14 protein-coding genes, 5 tRNA genes and 1 pseudogene are annotated in these 18,496 nt (G+C 40.7%); all 20 read right to left on the reverse strand.

What is annotated here, in order from left to right; translation table 11 throughout:
* Nucleotides 1–75: 75 nt before the first annotated feature.
* The 20 genes and pseudogenes from J2S05_RS19185 to J2S05_RS19280 all read right to left on the reverse strand — a co-directional run bounded on the left by J2S05_RS19185 (nucleotide 76) and on the right by J2S05_RS19280 (nucleotide 18,496).
* Nucleotides 76–585: a hypothetical protein gene (locus J2S05_RS19185; protein ID WP_306985708.1), complete on the reverse strand. Its 510-nt coding sequence runs from the start codon at nucleotides 583–585 to the stop codon at nucleotides 76–78.
* Between the two features lie 19 nt (nucleotides 586–604).
* The gene (locus J2S05_RS19190) at nucleotides 605–2,272 is read right to left on the reverse strand and encodes an N-6 DNA methylase (RefSeq protein ID WP_306985710.1); all 1,668 of its coding nucleotides are present in this window, start codon (nucleotides 2,270–2,272) and stop codon (nucleotides 605–607) included.
* Between the two features lie 760 nt (nucleotides 2,273–3,032).
* A complete protein-coding gene (locus J2S05_RS19195; RefSeq protein WP_306985711.1) occupies nucleotides 3,033–3,428 on the reverse strand; it encodes a hypothetical protein in 396 nt (131 codons plus the stop codon).
* Between the two features lie 45 nt (nucleotides 3,429–3,473).
* Nucleotides 3,474–3,953 (reverse strand): 23S rRNA (pseudouridine(1915)-N(3))-methyltransferase RlmH, encoded by a 480-nt coding sequence (gene rlmH, locus J2S05_RS19200; protein WP_306985713.1) that lies wholly within the window; start codon nucleotides 3,951–3,953, stop codon nucleotides 3,474–3,476.
* A 69-nt stretch (nucleotides 3,954–4,022) separates the two neighbouring features.
* Nucleotides 4,023–4,181, reverse strand: coding sequence for a CxxH/CxxC protein (locus J2S05_RS19205; protein WP_306985715.1), 159 nt, complete (start codon nucleotides 4,179–4,181; stop codon nucleotides 4,023–4,025).
* Between the two features lie 145 nt (nucleotides 4,182–4,326).
* A complete protein-coding gene (locus J2S05_RS19210; protein ID WP_306985717.1) occupies nucleotides 4,327–5,613 on the reverse strand; it encodes a S1C family serine protease in 1,287 nt (428 codons plus the stop codon).
* A gap of 323 nt (nucleotides 5,614–5,936) precedes the next feature.
* On the reverse strand, nucleotides 5,937–6,731 hold the full coding sequence (locus J2S05_RS19215; protein ID WP_306985718.1) for an MBL fold metallo-hydrolase: 795 nt from the start codon (nucleotides 6,729–6,731) through the stop codon (nucleotides 5,937–5,939).
* Nucleotides 6,732–6,748: 17 nt separating this feature from the next.
* The gene (locus J2S05_RS19220) at nucleotides 6,749–7,615 is read right to left on the reverse strand and encodes a two-component system regulatory protein YycI (RefSeq protein ID WP_306985720.1); all 867 of its coding nucleotides are present in this window, start codon (nucleotides 7,613–7,615) and stop codon (nucleotides 6,749–6,751) included.
* Nucleotides 7,602–8,945, reverse strand: coding sequence for a YycH family regulatory protein (locus J2S05_RS19225; protein WP_306985721.1), 1,344 nt, complete (start codon nucleotides 8,943–8,945; stop codon nucleotides 7,602–7,604). Before J2S05_RS19225 ends, J2S05_RS19220 begins: the two co-directional genes overlap by 14 nt.
* A complete protein-coding gene (gene walK, locus J2S05_RS19230) occupies nucleotides 8,942–10,765 on the reverse strand; it encodes a cell wall metabolism sensor histidine kinase WalK (protein ID WP_306985723.1) in 1,824 nt (607 codons plus the stop codon). The genes J2S05_RS19225 and walK overlap by 4 nt, the downstream gene beginning before the upstream one ends.
* Nucleotides 10,765–11,478, reverse strand: a complete 714-nt coding sequence (gene yycF, locus J2S05_RS19235) for a response regulator YycF (RefSeq protein WP_306985725.1) — start codon at nucleotides 11,476–11,478, stop codon at nucleotides 10,765–10,767. The genes walK and yycF overlap by 1 nt, the downstream gene beginning before the upstream one ends.
* A 191-nt stretch (nucleotides 11,479–11,669) precedes the next feature.
* A tRNA-Thr gene (locus tag J2S05_RS19240) sits at nucleotides 11,670–11,742 on the reverse strand.
* Between the two features lie 3 nt (nucleotides 11,743–11,745).
* Nucleotides 11,746–11,821, reverse strand: a tRNA-Phe gene (locus J2S05_RS19245).
* 23 nt (nucleotides 11,822–11,844) lie between these two features.
* Nucleotides 11,845–11,921 (reverse strand) — tRNA-Asp (locus J2S05_RS19250).
* A 5-nt stretch (nucleotides 11,922–11,926) separates the two neighbouring features.
* Nucleotides 11,927–12,001 (reverse strand) — tRNA-Glu (locus tag J2S05_RS19255).
* Between the two features lie 26 nt (nucleotides 12,002–12,027).
* Nucleotides 12,028–12,100 (reverse strand) — tRNA-Lys (locus J2S05_RS19260).
* A 321-nt stretch (nucleotides 12,101–12,421) separates the two neighbouring features.
* Nucleotides 12,422–13,710, reverse strand: a pseudogene (locus J2S05_RS19265) (adenylosuccinate synthase).
* A gap of 927 nt (nucleotides 13,711–14,637) precedes the next feature.
* Nucleotides 14,638–16,002: a replicative DNA helicase gene (gene dnaB, locus J2S05_RS19270; RefSeq protein ID WP_306985727.1), complete on the reverse strand. Its 1,365-nt coding sequence runs from the start codon at nucleotides 16,000–16,002 to the stop codon at nucleotides 14,638–14,640.
* Nucleotides 16,003–16,088: 86 nt separating this feature from the next.
* Nucleotides 16,089–16,532: a 50S ribosomal protein L9 gene (rplI, locus tag J2S05_RS19275; RefSeq protein WP_306985729.1), complete on the reverse strand. Its 444-nt coding sequence runs from the start codon at nucleotides 16,530–16,532 to the stop codon at nucleotides 16,089–16,091.
* On the reverse strand, nucleotides 16,532–18,496 hold the full coding sequence (locus J2S05_RS19280; RefSeq protein WP_306985731.1) for a DHH family phosphoesterase: 1,965 nt from the start codon (nucleotides 18,494–18,496) through the stop codon (nucleotides 16,532–16,534). Before J2S05_RS19280 ends, rplI begins: the two co-directional genes overlap by 1 nt.

Here is an 18,496-nt window from a genome sequence, read left to right on the forward strand (position 1 = left end):
AACCTTGTCCCACATAGCCAAATACATACTTGCCGGCCCATTATTCGTGTCCCTGCGTCCCTATAAGATAGCAGTTTAATCTACTTTTAAAAATCCTGTTTTAACTTCTTCCTCAATCACTTCTGTTAAACTGTTTCTTGTTATTTTCAAGCTTTGATTTGCTGTTAACCTAACTACTTTAGGAAAGCCGTCTTCATTTCCCATCATATTAATAACACTCGAGTAATTCCCTTTATCACGAGTTGAGTGTGGAATTGGACCAAATAGAATAAGTCTATTCTCTGGTCTATGACTTAATCGTTTAAAATAAAATTTTTTATATTCATTAAATCCTAAATGCAGTTTCATTCTATCTTTGTCAATTCCTTGATTTTTAAATATCTGATAGATAACATGTTCTTTAACATTACTCTCTCCAAAAAGAAGTATATTTCCGTTTGGATAAGTAAAGCTGTTTTCTTGTTCTGTTAGCAAATCAATTAAATTATACTCATTTAACGTTATTCTTAACGTTCTTTCGTCAGTAGCTTGTATAATTTTTCGAGTTAAAATAGATGAGGCTTCAGTAGCGATGTCAAATAGCAACTCTTGGTCTACTTGCGTCCTACCTCACCTCCATAATATTATTCTTTTCTTCTTCAATTCGCTTAATTCTCTCTAAAGTAACTTTTTGTTCTCTCTTCAATAAATCATATGCTTTTCCAATTTTGTTTTGTTCCTCTTCTGTCAGCACTGGAATCATAATTTTTTCTATATCTCTAATACTTAAAGTCTTCATCACGGTTCCTTTTTCGTATTTCTGTAGTTCTCTCATACCTAATTCACTTTGTAAATAAGCTTCAAGGTACTTTGTATTGATTTTATTTTCATCAATTTCTAAAAAGTATAAGTTACCGTTAACTAATATTTGTTTTTCTTTTTGTTCAATAGATGTCACTTTAAATGGAGACATTTTAGATATAATTAATGAATCGTTTTTTATTACATGTTTTTCTAATGATGGACCAATTTTCTTTATAAATGGCAACATTTTATCCACTATACCATTTGTAAAACTGTTCAAAGCTAAATATTGGTATAGAGTAGGTATTTCCGACTCTATTTCCTTTAAATTATTATTAGAAATCATTGCACCACGATTAATTGTTTTGACAACATCTTTTAATTGTACTGTATTTTCATAAGGTATATCTGGAAATAAATAGCGTTTTGAAGATAATATGAAATCTTCGTTTTCTATAACTTCAAATTTACAATTTTTACTTAATGGTCCAATAACCTCAATTGCTTTGATGATTTTTTTAATATCATCATCTTTTAAAACTGTTTTATATCCTGTTTTAGTGCCCATTTTTGTCGCATCGACAAATGAAACACTCGAATTATTTTTACTTAAAACAAGCAAACTTACTGGTATGCCTGAATAATCCAATAAACCCCCTGGGAGATCTATGACTGCTTCAATTAAACCATCTTTCAATAATTGTTTTCGAATTTGGACATCACGATTATTAACCATTGGAGCTTCATTCATTACAACTACTACTTTTTCAAAGTTTGAATGTAAAACCGCATCTAATACGAATAACCAAGCACTATCATAATTAGGAATTAATTCTTCGTATGCTGTCCCACAAAATTTTTTATTAAGTACCTCATCATATATATCTTTTGACACCCTAAGTCCGAGTGGTCCATTTATAAATACCTTGTTTGCTTCGAATACACTGATATCAGTTTTGAGTGCATTACCTAAAATAATATTTGATGTATCTTTATTCAGCATGTCTAGTAATAGTTTTGAATGAATATACGCCTGTGGATTAATTTCTACACCCATTAGTGCTACATCTTTTTCCATCGACAATTGCGCCAATGTAAAACCTAATCCTGAGCAAATATCAAGTACTGAATCTTTATTATGAATATCAAGTAGTCGATCTACTAATTTTATAATACTGATAGGCGTTTTTTGTATAGTGTTCTCACTATTATCAAATATTGATGTTTGTTCTACAATCTCTAGCCATTCCTTATCTGATAATATTGATATCTGTTTGAATTTTTCTATTAGATTACGATTATCCTCATAAAAATCTTTTAAGGCCCATTTTACTTTTTCATCTTCAATATTCGTGAGTATCTCCTCGAATCCCGTTTTTCGCAACTTTTGACTTAAATATAAAGCAATAAACTGTGAGTAAGGTTCCTGTTTGCCATCTCCTCTTGTTTCACTAACTACTCTTAATAAATCATTGATTTTGTTCTCCAACAAAAACACCTCCATGATTTTTACATACCACATTTAATCTTGGTTTAAATATACCATATTCGCTTGTTTTCGCCAATGGTTTATATATACCAAAATACGATATCGGTATTTTTAAGATATTTATTGTTCTAAAATATTGTTACATAAATTAAATAATGATCACCAATTTTAAGCGATAACAGAAAATTATATAAGTTTAACATCATGCAATTACATGCCCTAAAGAAAAGAGGCTATTCCCTTTAAGATGGGAATAGCCTCTCATGCCAGATTACGAATTCAATTAAAGCTTACGATGCAGAAGACGCTGTACTCAAATATTTAATAGAATTCTTAAGATAGGGTTTGCTTTAATCAGACTATAGAAAATATTAATTAAGACACGTTTAAATTAAATGTACAACTAAAACTACAGATAGATAGCATTGAAATAGAGCTTAAAGAAGTTAATTTCATATATGGAAGCAGTTGAACAAAACCTCTTTCCAGTTTCCATTCTTCAGGAACGATTACAGAAAGTATCTAAACGGAAGAGCAACTTAGAACAAAAGAAAAATGAACTCAGCAATAATCTAAGTTCATTAAATTAGAAAGTCATTCCACCAGATGTTATAAGACACTTATTAGAAAAGATTGTGCAAGTATACCAACAATCAACTAGAGATAAGAATAAACAACTCTTTCAACTTTTACTAGCTAATATAACTCTTGAAATCCGCTTCTTGCACTCGCATCGTTGATAAAGTACCATCTTAAGTATTTAATTTAAAAAATTCTTAAGTGCTGAAATTTTATCTTCTATTTTTTTTTGATTATCACTTATCCCACTTTGACTCAAAGGTTCCTTCTGCTTGATTAGTTCAAGTTCTCGTTTTTTCCTTGAAACTTTATCGTCATTGCTCTCAATTAGACTAAATCTCAACGTTACGCTTGAATCTTCAATTTGTTCTTTATAGAATCCAAAGTATTTTGGATTCTTATATAGTTCAAACAAATGTGCTGCACACCTAACTAATACAAAAACTGATTCGCCTATGTATAGTGCCTTAATTTTGTTGTTCTTTTCCACACTAATTTCATATACTCCAGAACCAATCGCCTTTATTAAATTTCCCTGAAAAAATTCAATGTTAATATTCATATTTGTTTCTTTCAAACTTAAGACCACCTGTCACATTTTTTTATTACCCTTTAACCTCATTTACTTATGATAAGGTTCCCCCCTCATAATCCTAAACCCCCGATACACCTGCTCCACCAATATCAACCGCATCAATTGATGAGGAAACGTCATCTTAGAAAACGATAACTTCTCATTTGCTCTCTCTAATACTTTATCGGACAATCCTAACGATCCTCCAATGACATAACAAATCTTACTCTTCCCATGCAATGCAAGCTGGTTCAAGTTTGCTGCTAGTTCCTCGGAGGTTTGCATCTTCCCATTTATCGCAAGGGCGATGACGTGAGCGTCTTGTGGGATTTTGGCGAGGATGCGGTCGCCTTCTTTTTCTTTGATGATGCGCATGTCTTCTGGGCTGAGGTTCTCGGGTGCTTTTTCGTCGGGGACTTCGGTGATGGTGATTTTGGCGTAGGCACCGAGACGTTTGGTATATTCGTCGATGCCTTGTTTGAGGTATTTTTCTTTTAGCTTGCCAACGGTTACGATGGAGATATTCACAGTGTGTAGAACTCCTTTTTAAATGTTATCCACAGAACTTATCCACATATCAACATTGTGGGTATCTGATTATTTCGTCACAGAGTAAATGGGTTGCTTTTTGCAGAAGCTGCAGGTTGTGGATAAGGCTTGTTCCGATGTAAGCTTTTCCATTACCGGAAACACCTCATTTTCATCGACAACCACATCTAATGCGAGCTCAATATGCTCGTCACATGCGTAATACATTGAGAATCCGTCCTTTCTTAACTGCCTCATTATACCATAGACTTTGGTCCCATCCAACGCGTTGTGGATGAGTGTGGATAACGTTTTACACAGAAAAAAGCAGTGCCTGTTGATAGAGGCACTGCTTTTTGTGGATAGTCTATGATTAGAAGCTTTGTTGTTCTTGGAGCTGTACTTCGATCTCTTGCTCATCTCCGTTACGGTATAATGTAATCGTAACTGTGTCACCTATTGATTTGTCACTGTAGAGGAATCTGCGTAGATCTGCGCCTTCTACAATGTCTTCTCCGTCTATAGACGTGATGACATCATACTCTTGTAATCCGGCTTGGTCCGCTGAAGAGTTCGGTGCCACACTGGTAATCACCACTCCGTCTTCCACATCTTCAGGTAGGTTCAATGTACCTGAGCGGTGCTGCGCTGGAATTTCACTAAGCGAGCGAATACCAACACCCAGCTGAGGGCGTTTCACTTCGCCGAACGTTTCTAGATCATTAATAATTGGTTCTGCTACAGCTGTTGGAATGGCAAAACCAATTCCTTCAACAGCGCTTTGGGCAATTTTCATTGAGTTAATCCCAATGACTTCACCATTGATATTAATAAGAGCTCCACCACTATTACCTGGGTTAATGGCTGCATCCGTCTGCAAGACCTCTGCATTCCAGTCAGGCTGGCCGTCTCCATCTATATCAACGGGGATGCTACGCTCTGTTGCACTGATAATGCCTTGTGTAACAGAACTGGCAAAGCTTTGTCCGAGCGGATTCCCAATAGCAATAGCTGGTTCACCGGCACGAAGATTTTCAGAGTTACCAAATGTAGCGACAGTATCTACATGCTCTGCGTCAATCTCAAGTACTGCTAAGTCAGTAATGGCATCTGCCCCTAATAGCTGTGCAGGAACATCTGTACCGTCAGTTAAAGTCACCGCTAAATCATTGGCTCCTTCAATGACATGGTTATTCGTAACAACATAAGCTTTGTCGCCATCTACCTTGTAAATAACACCTGAGCCTGTTCCTTCAGCGGCTTCTTCACTCAGGAAGTCCGATCGTTGCATGTTGGTGACACCGACCACGGCATCGGATACTTTTTCGACTGCATCCGTCACACCAGAGCTCACATTCAGATTAATCGCTTGAGAGCTTCCATCGCTATTATCAATTTGTGTACCACCTACTTCTTCAGTTGGTGGATTGTTTGACTCGATCTCATATGGTAACCAGCCAATGTTTGAGAGTGCAGGGGTCGTAAATACCACAATCAGTCCGCCGAGTATGGCTCCGCCAAATGCTGAGAAGCCTGCTGCGCGCTTTCTACCTTTAGGTTTTTTGTACCTTTCTTGTGGTTCTGTATGTCTAGGATAATTAGAATAGCTTCCTTGCTGTGTTGGTCTGTTATTTGGGTCTTGAGAATCGTAATAGCCCATCTGTTCTTACCCCTCTCTGTCTCCTTGGAGCATAGTGTCTTACAAGACCTATTATAGCGCTTGTAAACGCGTGGTCTAGTAGAAAGACCGCTTTTTGTAAATCTTTGATAATGATCAGATAATTTGCAACAATATTGACGCGAAATCATGTAAATAGACGCAAAGTCGTGGTGGGGCTTTAGGACTAAAATTGTTTTCAACCTATACTCATATTCCCACATAAGTGGAAGGTTTAAACCTAAACAAGAAAGATCGTTGATGATGAAGCCATGCACTTTGCTCCATCAAAAAAACCCAGCATCCGCTGGGTTTCCATATTTCACTTATACAACGGACATAGCCGTTGGTTTCAGTGGATCGGTGTCATAGAGTTGAAATTGTTCGCCTACGTTCATGCCTTGCGCTTTGAGACTTTGCTCGACGGTCAGTCGGGCGAGGTCCTTCATGTTGTTGTCTAAGCTAAGGTGCGCAAGGTAGATGCGGGAGGTATTGTCTCCAATCACATCTGTTAGGGCCATCGCCGCATCTTCATTGGATACGTGACCGACGTCACTTAGAATACGACGTTTGACGTTCCATGGATAGCGACCAATACGCAGCATGTTCAAATCATGGTTCGATTCAAAGACAAACATATCTGCGTCTTTGATGGTTCCTTTGATACGGTCACTGACGTAGCCCATGTCGGTTGCAATGACGAGCTTTCGACCGTTGTGACGAAAGACGTAAAACATCGGCTGGGCAGCATCATGAGAGACGCCAAAGGATTCCACTTCAAGGTCACCGAAGTCGCGGACCGTTTCCATATCGAAATGAAATTTCTGATCTAAAGGAATAGTACCAAGCTGTTTGTCCATGGCATTCCAGGTTTTTTCGTTGGCATAGATCGGCAGCTTGTGGCGACGAGCAAAAATTCCCACGCCTTTGATATGATCGCTATGTTCATGAGTCACCAGAATCCCATCGAGTTCTTTTGGGTCACGGTTAATCTCTTGAAACAGCTCGTCCATCTTTTTCCCACTCAATCCTGCATCCACTAAGAGACGTTTTGTTGGTGTCTCCACATACATGGCATTGCCGGTGCTACCGCTTGCCAACACGCTAAATCGTAAGGCCATGATCGGCCTCCTTTCCTCTAATCCTCTTCCCTTATATCCTCTTCTGACTCATCGTCCTCGTCGTCTTCTTCAACGGGGTTATCCTGTATTTGAGGACTTACTTGCTCGTCCTCATCATCCAGAATTCCTTGTTCCTGAACGATGCCTTCAAATGCATTCACCAGGTATGTCACTTGCTCATCACCCTTGTCGACATCAATTTTAAAGATGGGTGCGAACACGTGTGATTCCCTAAAGAAGCTGTAATATCCTAATTCAAAGCCAACGATGCTTTGGTTCAATGTGATATATTGCTGATTAAATAAAGTCTCAATCGCTCGCAGGTTGATCAGCGTATCCTTTGGATTGCCCTGCTTTTCATACACAGAATAATCTTGTTCATAACTAATAATTTCGCGCTCATTATTAGTCGTTATTCGTAACGGTTCATTATGGTTGGTATACACCACTTTATCAGCAAATACCTGATCCAAATAAATGATATTGTCTACCTCACGAACAACACGGTATTCCTCTCCATTTAGCACATAGGTAGAAAGGAATTGTGTTACATTCGTATTGTCCTCTCCAAGCTCAAAAGGTTCTTCCAAAGTAGAAAGGATGGTATCTTCATCCTGTAATTCAGCTGTTTGGTTAGAAAGAGATTCAACCATTTCTGTTGTAATGCGCTGCTTTTGTCCAACAATATATTCGGCTTCTTGCATATCCTCTGGTAGTTCAACATCAATACTAATTTGATTCTGTCGTAGCTTATCTTGAATGGTATTCCCACTAATTAAGCTATATTGATTCTCCACATTCACTTTATAGAGCTGCCAGCCGAGAAAGATGTTCAAGAACAGAAAGGTCATAATGAATACCGTTTTGGTTCTACTCCAATTCATTTGTATCCCCCTCTGTAAACGGAACCCTTTGCCAGCCGTTTTGCGCAAGGACAAACCAAGCTGGTTCAAGCGTGACTAATCCACGTTGATTGTCCTCATCCGTCATTTCATATCCCACTCGAACATCTCTCACCTGATCAAAATCAAGGCGTTTGGCTGTTTTAAGTCTCTCGACCAAATCTGTACCTGACTGCAGCTCCATCGACATCTCATCAATTGGTGTGCTATCTAGTGTTAACAGTGGCCTATCATATCTTGTGGTTTGCGTGCCTGTTTTTTCGACACTCAACGCCATACTATCCTTGTTGTTTTTAAAGTTTAAGACGGGCAAGTTATTCATGTACAGACGATATACTGCCAATTCTCGATCATCCGTTTCTCTCCACCAGCTTAAGATATAGTCATTGGTCCAGCCATAATGTCCGTTTATATAATCATAGCTGCTTTGCGGGATACTATTGGTCTGTGTACTTGATGACTCTGAAGTCGAAGAAGATGAAGAATTACGATAGGTCATAAAGTTCTCGTTATCTCTTAAATTAAGGATTCGAGTACCATCTGTATATGTTAATTCTCCATTGCTTTGACGATAGCTTCTTACCGAATCAGGATCAGGAAATAACGCCTGTGTAAAATCATTTGCTTGGACACGCTCCGTTGGATACTGTCCTCGCATATACTCCGTTGAATTAGTTGGTACATAGATATTTTGCTGATCAAGAATAAATTCAGTCGTGTCCGGTTCATTCACTGTCATGGCCGGTACAGCGTTATCCTCAGCCAAAAATTCTTCTAATTCATTTGATGAAAAATTCATTCCAATCTCAAATGAACTATTCTCTGTAGATGAATAGACTTGAAGCTTCACACCATCTCCATTACTATCTTCATAGATAAGGACACGATCAACACCTTCAAGAGGTAAGTTATCCTGCTCTTGATTCTGTGAAAAGAGACTAGTAAACATACTAATAGGTAATCGATCAGGGAATATAATTTCTATACCCGTTTCTACATCTATTGGAGCAAACGCCGTCATGTCCTGAAGATCTGACTGTAACAGCGAGTCATAGATCTGTTTAAATAAAGGATCACTTTCAAGGACCATATAGGTCTCTCCAAACTGATGCTTCACAATTTTACTTGGTTGAATCACGTCTTGAATAGACTTCTCTTCACCAATCGGGTTCAATTCAACCGCTTCAGATTCTTGATCTGCGATTTCAGGCTGGTACGTCCAGAGCTTCCAGGTCAAAATTAAACTGAGAATAACCAAAACGACCAATAACCAGGTTTTCATTCGATCGTAATAAAGACCTCTCACTCTCACACGTCTCCCTCCTTAAATGCTGAATAGGGTAATGTGAAGTAAATCGTTGTTCCTTCTCCATACTCACTGTGCACCCAAATATCTCCGCCGTGAGCTTGAACCAGTTCTTTTGCAATAGCCAGTCCCAATCCTGTTCCACCAACACTACGGGCTCTCGCGCGGTCAACACGATAAAATCTGTCGAAAATCCGCAGCTGACTTTCCCGGGGAATACCCATGCCTTGATCCGCAATGCTGACACGAACATGGTTCCCTTGATGAAGTAAGGTTGTTGTAATATTAGCACCTTCAGCCGAGTATTTTAACGCATTAGAAATAATATTGTCTAATACTTGAATCAGTTTATCTTGATCCATTTCGACATAACTCGGCTTTTTCGAAATATGTCGATGGAGATTAATGTTCTTTTCCTGGGCAATAATTTCGAATCGATCTAATACCTCATGCAAAAATTGTCCGAAATCGATCCATTGAAGGACAAATTGATAGTCGTCGCTGTCGATTTTTGAAAGCTGTAGCAAATCATTAACCAAACGAATCATTCGTTCCGTTTCATTTTGAGTCACCTTCAGAAAACGTGGCCCCATATCGACATCCTGCATCACACCATCTTCCAGTGCTTCTAAATAGCTTTTCATGGTGGTAAGAGGTGTACGTAGTTCATGTGAGACATTCGCAACAAACTCACGACGTTCCTGTTCAATCTTCTCTTTCTCCGTCACATCATGAAGAACTGTAATTAGACCATTAATTGGCCCCTCATCCTCTTGAATGACTGAGAAATTCGCCTCAAGCAGGTATTGTCCATCCTCATTACTGAAATCCAACAACACAGACTCAGAGTGATCATACAAATCGTATACTCCAAAGGTTTCTGTTACATGAAGGACGTCGGTAAGTGGTTGACGCATGACCTGTTTACTGGAGACACCCAGCAGTTCTTCCGCTCGTTTATTTAAAAGAATGACTCGTCCATTCTGGTCGGTCGCGATCACACCATCTGTCATGTTCGAGAGCACCGAGCTTAGACGCTTCTGCTCACGATCACGCGTTAGAGTTGCGTCATGCAACTTCATCGTCAGCTGGTTAAAAGATGTAGCCAGTTGGCCAATCTCATCCGTACTATACACCTTTACCTGCCTCGAGAAATCACCGTGACTCATGCGTAACGCTTGCTTTCTCATCTCAAGGATCGGAACAATGATTGTACGTGCTAGCAAAATAACGAGGATTGCTGATATCACAAGTGCAATGGATGTCCCTTTAAATAAGATACTATTTATCTCTTGTATTTGATCATAGATTTCCTCTAAAGAAGCTTGAATATAGATGACACCTAGAACCGTTCCATCATTTTCGGTGATCGGAACAGCCATGACACGAAAACGCTCTTTATTTTGGGGGTTTTGCACTTCGCCCTCTTCCGTAGAACCAAGCAAAGCCCGCTTCACCCGAATTTCATTATTACGCATCCCAATTTGGTTACGATCCCCTATATTAGAGGTACCAAGAATGACCTCATTCTTATCAATCACCTGAGCTGTCGCGTTATCAATGCGAAAGAAATCCTGCAACAATGAATTAATCTCCGCTGTCAGTTCGTCTCGATCATCAGGTGACGCACCCATAACATCAGGCAATTGCGACTGAAGCAGGTTGGAGCGTTCATCAAGTAGCTCAAAATGATTCGTTAAGAGATCCTGCTCAAGCTGCCTGGTAAAATAAACGCCAATAACCTGAACAGCAACCAGGATTAGTAGAACATAGGCGATAATCAGCTTAAACTGAATCGACTTAAAGAAACCAATCTTTCTATCCATTAGGACTTCTCCTGCTCCTGAACTTCTGGTTCATTCAAGAAATAACCAACACCACGACGAGTGATAATCCATGCCGGGAAGCTTGGATTATCTTCCACCTTCTCACGAAGACGGCGAACGGTTACATCTACTGTACGCACATCACCAAAATAGTCATAGCCCCACACAGCTTGAAGAAGGTGCTCTCGAGTCATAACCTGTCCTAAATGCTTGGCCAAGTAATGAATCAATTCAAACTCTCTATGTGTTAACTCGATGGGCTCACCACGTCTTTTTACTTGATAGGCTTCTGGATAGATTACTAGATTGCCTATCACAAGCTCCTTATGAGCCGGAGCTTCTTCCGTCGTTTTTTGCCTACGTAGGTTTGCCTTTACGCGAGCCAACAGCTCTCTTGTGCTAAATGGCTTCGTTACATAATCATCTGCTCCTAGTTCAAGACCAAGAACTTTATCTATTTCCGAATCCTTTGCCGTCAGCATAATGATCGGAATATCGTAGTTTTTACGAACTTCTTTACATACTTCCATCCCATCTTTGTGGGGGAGCATGATATCTAATAATATCAAATCAGGTTTTTCCTGTTTCACCTGTTCCATTGCTTCTACGCCGTCATACGCACAGACGACCTCAAATCCTTCTTTTTCAAGATTAAATTTCAGGATATCTGCAATGGGACGTTCGTCATCAACAACGAGAATTCGCTTATCCATTCCATTTCTCTCCTATCTATTCTAACTCATTTTAGTTTAACACAAAGAACCTGTGACAAAACGACATCCGTATGTACGTTGCACAGGGAAAAGCATTTATATATACTCATTATACTTTAAAATTAGTAACATCCGTACAAAAAGAACCCTCAATCAGATATTCATGATGAGGGTTCTTACGATCGAATGAATGCCGGCCAGAGGACTTGAACCCCCAACCTACTGATTACAAGTCAGTTGCTCTACCAATTGAGCTAGGCCGGCAAATGGTGGCTCAGGACAGAATCGAACTGCCGACACACGGATTTTCAGTCCGTTGCTCTACCAACTGAGCTACTAAGCCACACTATCTTATTCAAATAAAAATGGCGGTCTGGACGGGACTCGAACCCGCGACCTCCTGCGTGACAGGCAGGCATTCTAACCAACTGAACTACCAGACCAATAATGGTGACCCGTACGGGAATCGAACCCGTGATACCGCCGTGAAAGGGCGGTGTCTTAACCGCTTGACCAACGGGCCATTATTGTAAAAATTAAAAGTAAAAGTGAGCCATGAAGGATTCGAACCTTCGACCCTCTGATTAAAAGTCAGATGCTCTACCAACTGAGCTAATGGCTCATGCTTATAAGTGGTGCCTTACTATGTTTCCGTGTTTCTTCCTCTAAAAGCATACGCTTCGAAGTAGGTCCGTCGAAACAACTCGATGCTCATTCAGAGATGTATTGCTCGTCTCTACCAACTGAGCTAATGGCTCATGATTTAAGTCATGTTGTCTTTGCGACAAGATTTATCTTAGCATACATGCTTGTCCTGTGCAATGTTTTTCTAAAAAAACTTGTAATTTCTTGTTCTTTTTTCTCTCTACCAAGAATATCGGATTAAACAAAGGAATGCAAGGAGCAATTTAGCCCTTGCATTGCCTGTTTATCCTTAGGTAGATTAAGCAAAAACTCCACGGACAAGATTCGTTTGCTCACGATCCGGACCGACAGAGAAAATCGTTAACGGAATACCTGTTAGCTGAGAAATACGCTCAATATAATGACGAGCATTCACAGGAAGCTCACTTAGTGATTTCACTCCCGTAATATCCTCAGTCCAGCCTGGAAGCTCTTCAAATACTGGCTCACACTCTGCCAATACTTTTAGGCTTGCAGGAAACTCTTCCATTACTTCTCCACGATACATGTAAGACGTACAAATCTTTAACGTCTCAATTCCAGTGAGTACATCAATGGAATTAAGAGAAAGATCTGTAATCCCACTTACACGACGAGCATGACGAACCACAACACTATCAAACCATCCCACACGACGTGGACGACCCGTTGTTGTTCCGTACTCATTTCCTACATCACGGATCAAATCACCCGTCTCATCATGAAGCTCAGTTGGAAATGGACCATCCCCTACACGAGTTGTATAAGCTTTAGACACACCAACAACATGATTAATCTTAGATGGACCTACACCAGAACCAATTGTCACTCCACCTGCGATTGGATTTGAAGACGTTACAAATGGGTACGTACCTTGATCAATATCAAGCATAACCCCTTGAGCCCCTTCAAATAACACACGACGACCATCATCAAGAGCGCATCATTTAACACAACGGATGTGTCACAAACATATTTAGCGATTTGCTGACCATACTCGTAATACTCTTCAAAGATTTCCTCTTTAGTAAAACCTTCCGTTTCAAAAAACTTCTCAAACATCCGGTTTTTCTCTTTAAGATTCATCTCTAATTTTTCTTCAAACGTTTCTTTATCAAGTAAATCAGCGATACGAATACCGATTCTCGCTGCTTTATCCATATATGCTGGGCCAATCCCTTTTTTGGTTGTCCCAATTTTATTTGCGCCTTTACGCTCTTCTTCCACAATATCAAGCTTTAAGTGATACGGAAGAATAACATGTGCACGATTACTGATTTTTAAGTTGCTTGTATCAACATTACGTTCATGTAGATAGGCTAGCTCTTCAAGAAGCGCCTTAGGATCAATAACCATCCCATTGCCAATCACACAATCCTTCTCTTTATAGAAGATCCCGGACGGAATGAGGTGAAGCTTATACTTCGTTCCACCAAACACAATTGTATGTCCTGCGTTATTTCCACCTTGGTAACGTGCGACAACTTCTGCTTTTTCTGAAAGGTAATCGGTAATTTTCCCTTTCCCTTCGTCGCCCCACTGTGTTCCTACAACAACAACTGATGACATTTGTTGCACCTCCAACTCTCTTCTAAAAAACCCTTGATAAGTATATCAGCTAAAACCACCAGCGTCAAACTAAATCCGAACAATATGAATGTATGAAACTATATTTGTTCGTATAAATGAAACATTGAGTGAATACAGACAAGAAGAAGGCTAACTATTTATGTACTTTCTCTGTTTAGCATGGGTTAACAGTCTGAAAATGGGACTGAGTCTTGGTATCATGTTCGTGCCTCTTAGTAAGAACATACTGTCTCTTGATATAGATGAGTGGTTCTTGGTGGTTCATGTTCTGTCTTGATGATTCTGCGTTCCCTCTTGATGTCGACCTTCTCCTCTTGGTAAATCCTCATTCCACTTGGTTTTTTGCCCCTGCCTCTTGCTCACGTCCACACACTCAATCCGATTTATAAAAATGATCATTTTTGTTCCTTATCTCCCTCAGATCTCTTCTTGATCTTGATAGTGTCTGCTTTCCTCTTTGTACTGCCTCTCTGGCTCTTGGTATCCTCCACTCGCTCTTAGTCTTTTCTGTTCTGTCTTGATGATTCTGCGTTCCCTCTTGATGTCGACCTTCTCCTCTTGGTAAATCCTCATCCCGCTTGGTTTTTTGCCCCTGCCTCTTGCTCACGCCCACACACTCAATCCGGTTTATAAAAATGATCATTTTTGTTCCTTATCTCCCTAGGTCTCTTCTTAATCTTGATAATGTCTGCTTTCCTCTTTGTACTGCCTCTCTGGCTCTTGGTATCCTCCACTCGCTCTTAGTCTTTCCACTTCTATTTTGATCACAGCGTAATCCCTCTTGACATCGACCTTCTCCTCTTACTAAATCCTTATCCTTCTTGGTGTATAGTCCTGACCTCTTGCTCACGCCTCAATCCCCACCACAAAAAAACAGAATGCACATATGCATTCTGCTCTTGATCATTAAGCTCCGGGTGGGATATCTCGTTCGTCGTGGCGCCTGTCGAGGTTCACGAATTTGTTGTATTCTTTCACAAAGGCGAGCTCGACGGTGCCGACCGGGCCGTTCCGTTGTTTGGCGATGATGATTTCAATGATGTTTTGGTTCTCTGATTCTTTATCGTAGTAGTCATCACGGTAGAGGAAAGCGACGATATCGGCATCCTGCTCGATACTTCCTGACTCCCGGATATCTGACATCATTGGTCGTTTATCTTGTCGTTGCTCTACACCACGAGATAGCTGGGAGAGCGCAATGACTGGGACTTCAAGTTCTCTGGCAATGGCTTTTAGCGTACGAGAGATTTCTGATACCTCTTGCTGACGGTTCTCGCCGCTCCGGCCATTTCCTTGGATCAGTTGAAGATAATCAATCATAATCATGCCGAGGCCACCCTCTTGCTTCAGGCGGCGACATTTGGCGCGAATGTCATTGACCTTTACGCCTGGGGTATCATCAATGTAGATACCAGCTTTTGATAGGGAACCCATCGCCATCGTTAGCTTCTGCCAGTCTTCGTCGTTTAAAGCACCGGTTCTCATACGTTGGGCGTCAATGTTGCCCTCTGCACATAGCATCCGCTGGACAAGCTGACTGGCACCCATCTCCAGACTGAAGATCGCTACATTTTCTTCTGTTTTTGTTGCCACGTTTTGCGCGATGTTCAGGGCAAAGGCGGTTTTACCTACGGAAGGACGGGCTGCAACAATAATCAGGTCATTTCGTTGGAAACCAGCCGTCATCTTATCGAGCTCAGAGAAGCCAGTCGCTATCCCTGTAATGTCTCCAGTCTGGTTCTGAAGCATCTCGATTCGGTCATACGTCTCCACCAAAACATCTTTTATCGATATGAAGGCGCTGCTGTTCTGACGATGTGAAACCTCAAGAATCGTCTTTTCTGCTTCGTTTAGAATCGTGTCGACTTCTTCTTCACTGGCATAGCCCTCTGCCGCAATATCCGTGGCGACACGAATGAGTCGTCTTAAAACGGATTTTTCTTCTACGATGCGGCTATAATACTCCACGTTTGCGGCTGTAGGAACAGCGTTCGCGATATCCCCAAGGTAGGAGACCCCGCCAATTTCCTCAAGCCATTTACGGTCCTGAAGATCCGCGGTTACCGTTACTAAATCAACAGGCTCACCTTTTTCAGCCAGTTCAACCATCACTTGATAAATCCGCTGATGGGCTGCCCGGTAAAAGTCTTCGGGAATAAGCCGCTCAGTGGATGTGATTAAGGCAGTATCGGACAAAAAGATGGCACCTAAAACGGCTTGTTCTGCTTCAATATTTTGTGGGGGGGTCCGGTCCGTTAACAACTCACTCATGCTTCAATCTTCCTTTCGCAAAAAAACAGCCTCCTCCAGCTTAATCTCAAAAAAGCACGGAGGACAGCTGTTTCGTCAGGTCTCTCTTATTCTTCAACCACGTGTACTTTAACGGTTGCTGTCACTTCAGGATGAATCTTAATCGGAACATCCGTAAAACCAAGGGAACGAATTGGCTCATCTAGTCCAATTTTACGTTTATCCACTTTTTTCTTCATTTTCTTAAGAGTCTCGGCAATTTGTTTCGTTGAAATGGCGCCAAACAATCGTCCGCCTTCACCTGACTTCGCCTTAATTTCAACCGTCAGAGCTTCCAACTCAGCTTTGTAGGCTTGAGCGTCTTCAAGCTCTTCCTCTTTTTTCTTATCTGCACTCTTTTGCTTTGCTTGAAGATCTTTAAGGTTTCCCTTTGTTGCTTCAACCGCTAGCTTGTTAGGAAGTAGGTAATTACGGGCATAACCCTCTGATACATTTTTGTGTTCGCCTTTTTTTCCTTTTCCTTTTACATCTTCTAAAAAGATAACATCCATTATGCTTCTCCTCCAATAACTTCATCGATGGCTTGCTGAAGTTGTTCTTTTGCTTCTTCAACTGATACATCCTCCAGTTGAGTAGCAGCGTTGGATAAGTGTCCTCCGCCATTAAGTCTCTCCATTATAACCTGAACATTGACTTCACCCAACGATCTCGCACTAATACTTACAAGTCCATCCGCACGTAGCGAGATGACAAAGGAAGCAACGACCTTTTTCATGGTCAAAAGTGTATCGGCTGCTTGGGCGATAATCAGTTGTGTATAGGTCTCAGAGTCATCGGCTGTTGCAATCATATATCCATCACGGTATATCTCTGCTGATTCTACCAGCTTCGCCCGTTTCTTATAGTGATCTAAGTCTTCTTTTAAGAGCATTTGTACAAGGACCGTATCCGCACCGTTTGAGCGCAAAAAGGAAGCTGCATCAAAGGTTCTTGCTCCTGTTCGTACGGCAAAGCTTTTTGTATCAACGATGATCCCTGCAAGCAAGGCCGTTGCTTCAAGTCGGTCCATATTCAATTGCTTAGGCTGATATTCCAGCAATTCGGTTACAAGCTCTGCTGTTGATGAGGCATAAGGTTCCATATAGACAAGCACTGGGTCACTAATAAACTCTTCTCCACGCCTATGATGGTCCAACACAACCACTCGATCTACCATCTCAAGTAACTTTGGCTCAATGACCATGGATGGTTTGTGTGTGTCCACTATCACTAGAAGTGTTTCTTTATCAATCAATGAAGTGGCTTCTTCTGGTGATATAAATTGTGACCAAAGGTGATCGTGTGTTTCAACTTCTTCCATTAATCTCTGTACGTCCGCATTCATATCACTTTGATCAAGGACAATATACCCTTCCCGATCATTTACATCTGCAATCTTCAGTACACCGATAGAGGCTCCAATTGCATCCATATCCGGACGCGAGTGCCCCATCACTATCACACGTTCACTTTCTGTCACAAAGTCTCGCAATGCGTGAGAAATTACTCGTGCACGCACACGCGTACGTTTTTCCATCGCATTGGTTTTACCGCCATAGAAACGAACTCGACCATTTTTTCGTTTGATTGCTACTTGATCGCCTCCGCGTCCTAGCGCAAGATCCAAGCTTGATTGTGCCACATTCCCAAGGTCTCGCAAGGATGCTTCTTCAGTACCTACACCAATACTCAACGTAATCGATGCTTTTTCCTTGCTTGTTACTTCTCTTATTTCATCTACAATCGCAAATTTATTCTCTTCTAAAAGGAGAAGTGATTTATAATTCATAACGGCGAGAAACCGATCAGATGCGGTTCGTCTAAGAAAGATATCATATTCGTTCGCCCAGTGGTTTAAGGTTGAGGTGATCTCACTCATCATTCGGCTTCGTACTTGATCTTCCATACCTTGCGTGACTTCATCATAATTATCAAGATAGATTAAAGAAACAACCGTTTGTGTGTCCTCATAAAGCTCTTTTGTTTCTTCTTTTTCAGTAACATCCGTCAAATAGATTAAACGCTCATTCCGTTCAAATTCAACATGATAGAAAGCCATGTTCATCTGAATCGTTTCTGATGTGCTGCTTTCATCAATCATGGTAAGCAGCTCTTCACTAATGTTCGAAAGATCCTTACCAATCAGATCTCCGTCTATTCTATTTAAAATAAACGGGTTCACCCATTGGATTTTCAAGTCTTCATTATACAGGATAATTCCAACTGGGAGGTTTGCTACAGCACCTTCTCCTGCTTTGTTCACCCGATATGACAGCGTAGAAATATACGTTTCCAAATCTCGCTGGAAAGCTTGCTGTGCTTGAACAGAATAAAGGGCAACAAGAATTACGGCAGCAAAGCTTACGAGTCCCATCTGCCAATGCCAAAAGGTAATCACAGAGCTCAAAAGTATAGACACAGCAAACAACGTGATCACATGATAGCCGTGCCATCGTTTCATTATAGACTTCGGCAT

The organism is Alkalicoccobacillus murimartini (genome assembly GCF_030813245.1).
Lineage (GTDB): Bacteria > Bacillota > Bacilli > Bacillales > Bacillaceae_D > Alkalicoccobacillus > Alkalicoccobacillus murimartini.

Excerpts from the sequence above, each read along its gene's own strand:
- J2S05_RS19205 (WP_306985715.1), bottom strand. The coding sequence starts at position 4,181 with ATGTATTACGCATGTGACGAGCATATTGAGCTCGCATTAGATGTGGTT.
- J2S05_RS19210 (WP_306985717.1), bottom strand. The coding sequence starts at position 5,613 with ATGGGCTATTACGATTCTCAAGACCCAAATAACAGACCAACACAGCAA.
- J2S05_RS19215 (WP_306985718.1), bottom strand. The coding sequence starts at position 6,731 with ATGGCCTTACGATTTAGCGTGTTGGCAAGCGGTAGCACCGGCAATGCC.
- J2S05_RS19220 (WP_306985720.1), bottom strand. The coding sequence starts at position 7,615 with ATGAATTGGAGTAGAACCAAAACGGTATTCATTATGACCTTTCTGTTC.
- walK (WP_306985723.1), bottom strand. The coding sequence starts at position 10,765 with ATGGATAGAAAGATTGGTTTCTTTAAGTCGATTCAGTTTAAGCTGATT.
- yycF (WP_306985725.1), bottom strand. The coding sequence starts at position 11,478 with ATGGATAAGCGAATTCTCGTTGTTGATGACGAACGTCCCATTGCAGAT.
- dnaB (WP_306985727.1), bottom strand. The coding sequence starts at position 16,002 with ATGAGTGAGTTGTTAACGGACCGGACCCCCCCACAAAATATTGAAGCA.
- rplI (WP_306985729.1), bottom strand. The coding sequence starts at position 16,532 with ATGGATGTTATCTTTTTAGAAGATGTAAAAGGAAAAGGAAAAAAAGGC.
- J2S05_RS19280 (WP_306985731.1), bottom strand. The coding sequence starts at position 18,496 with ATGCCGAAGTCTATAATGAAACGATGGCACGGCTATCATGTGATCACG.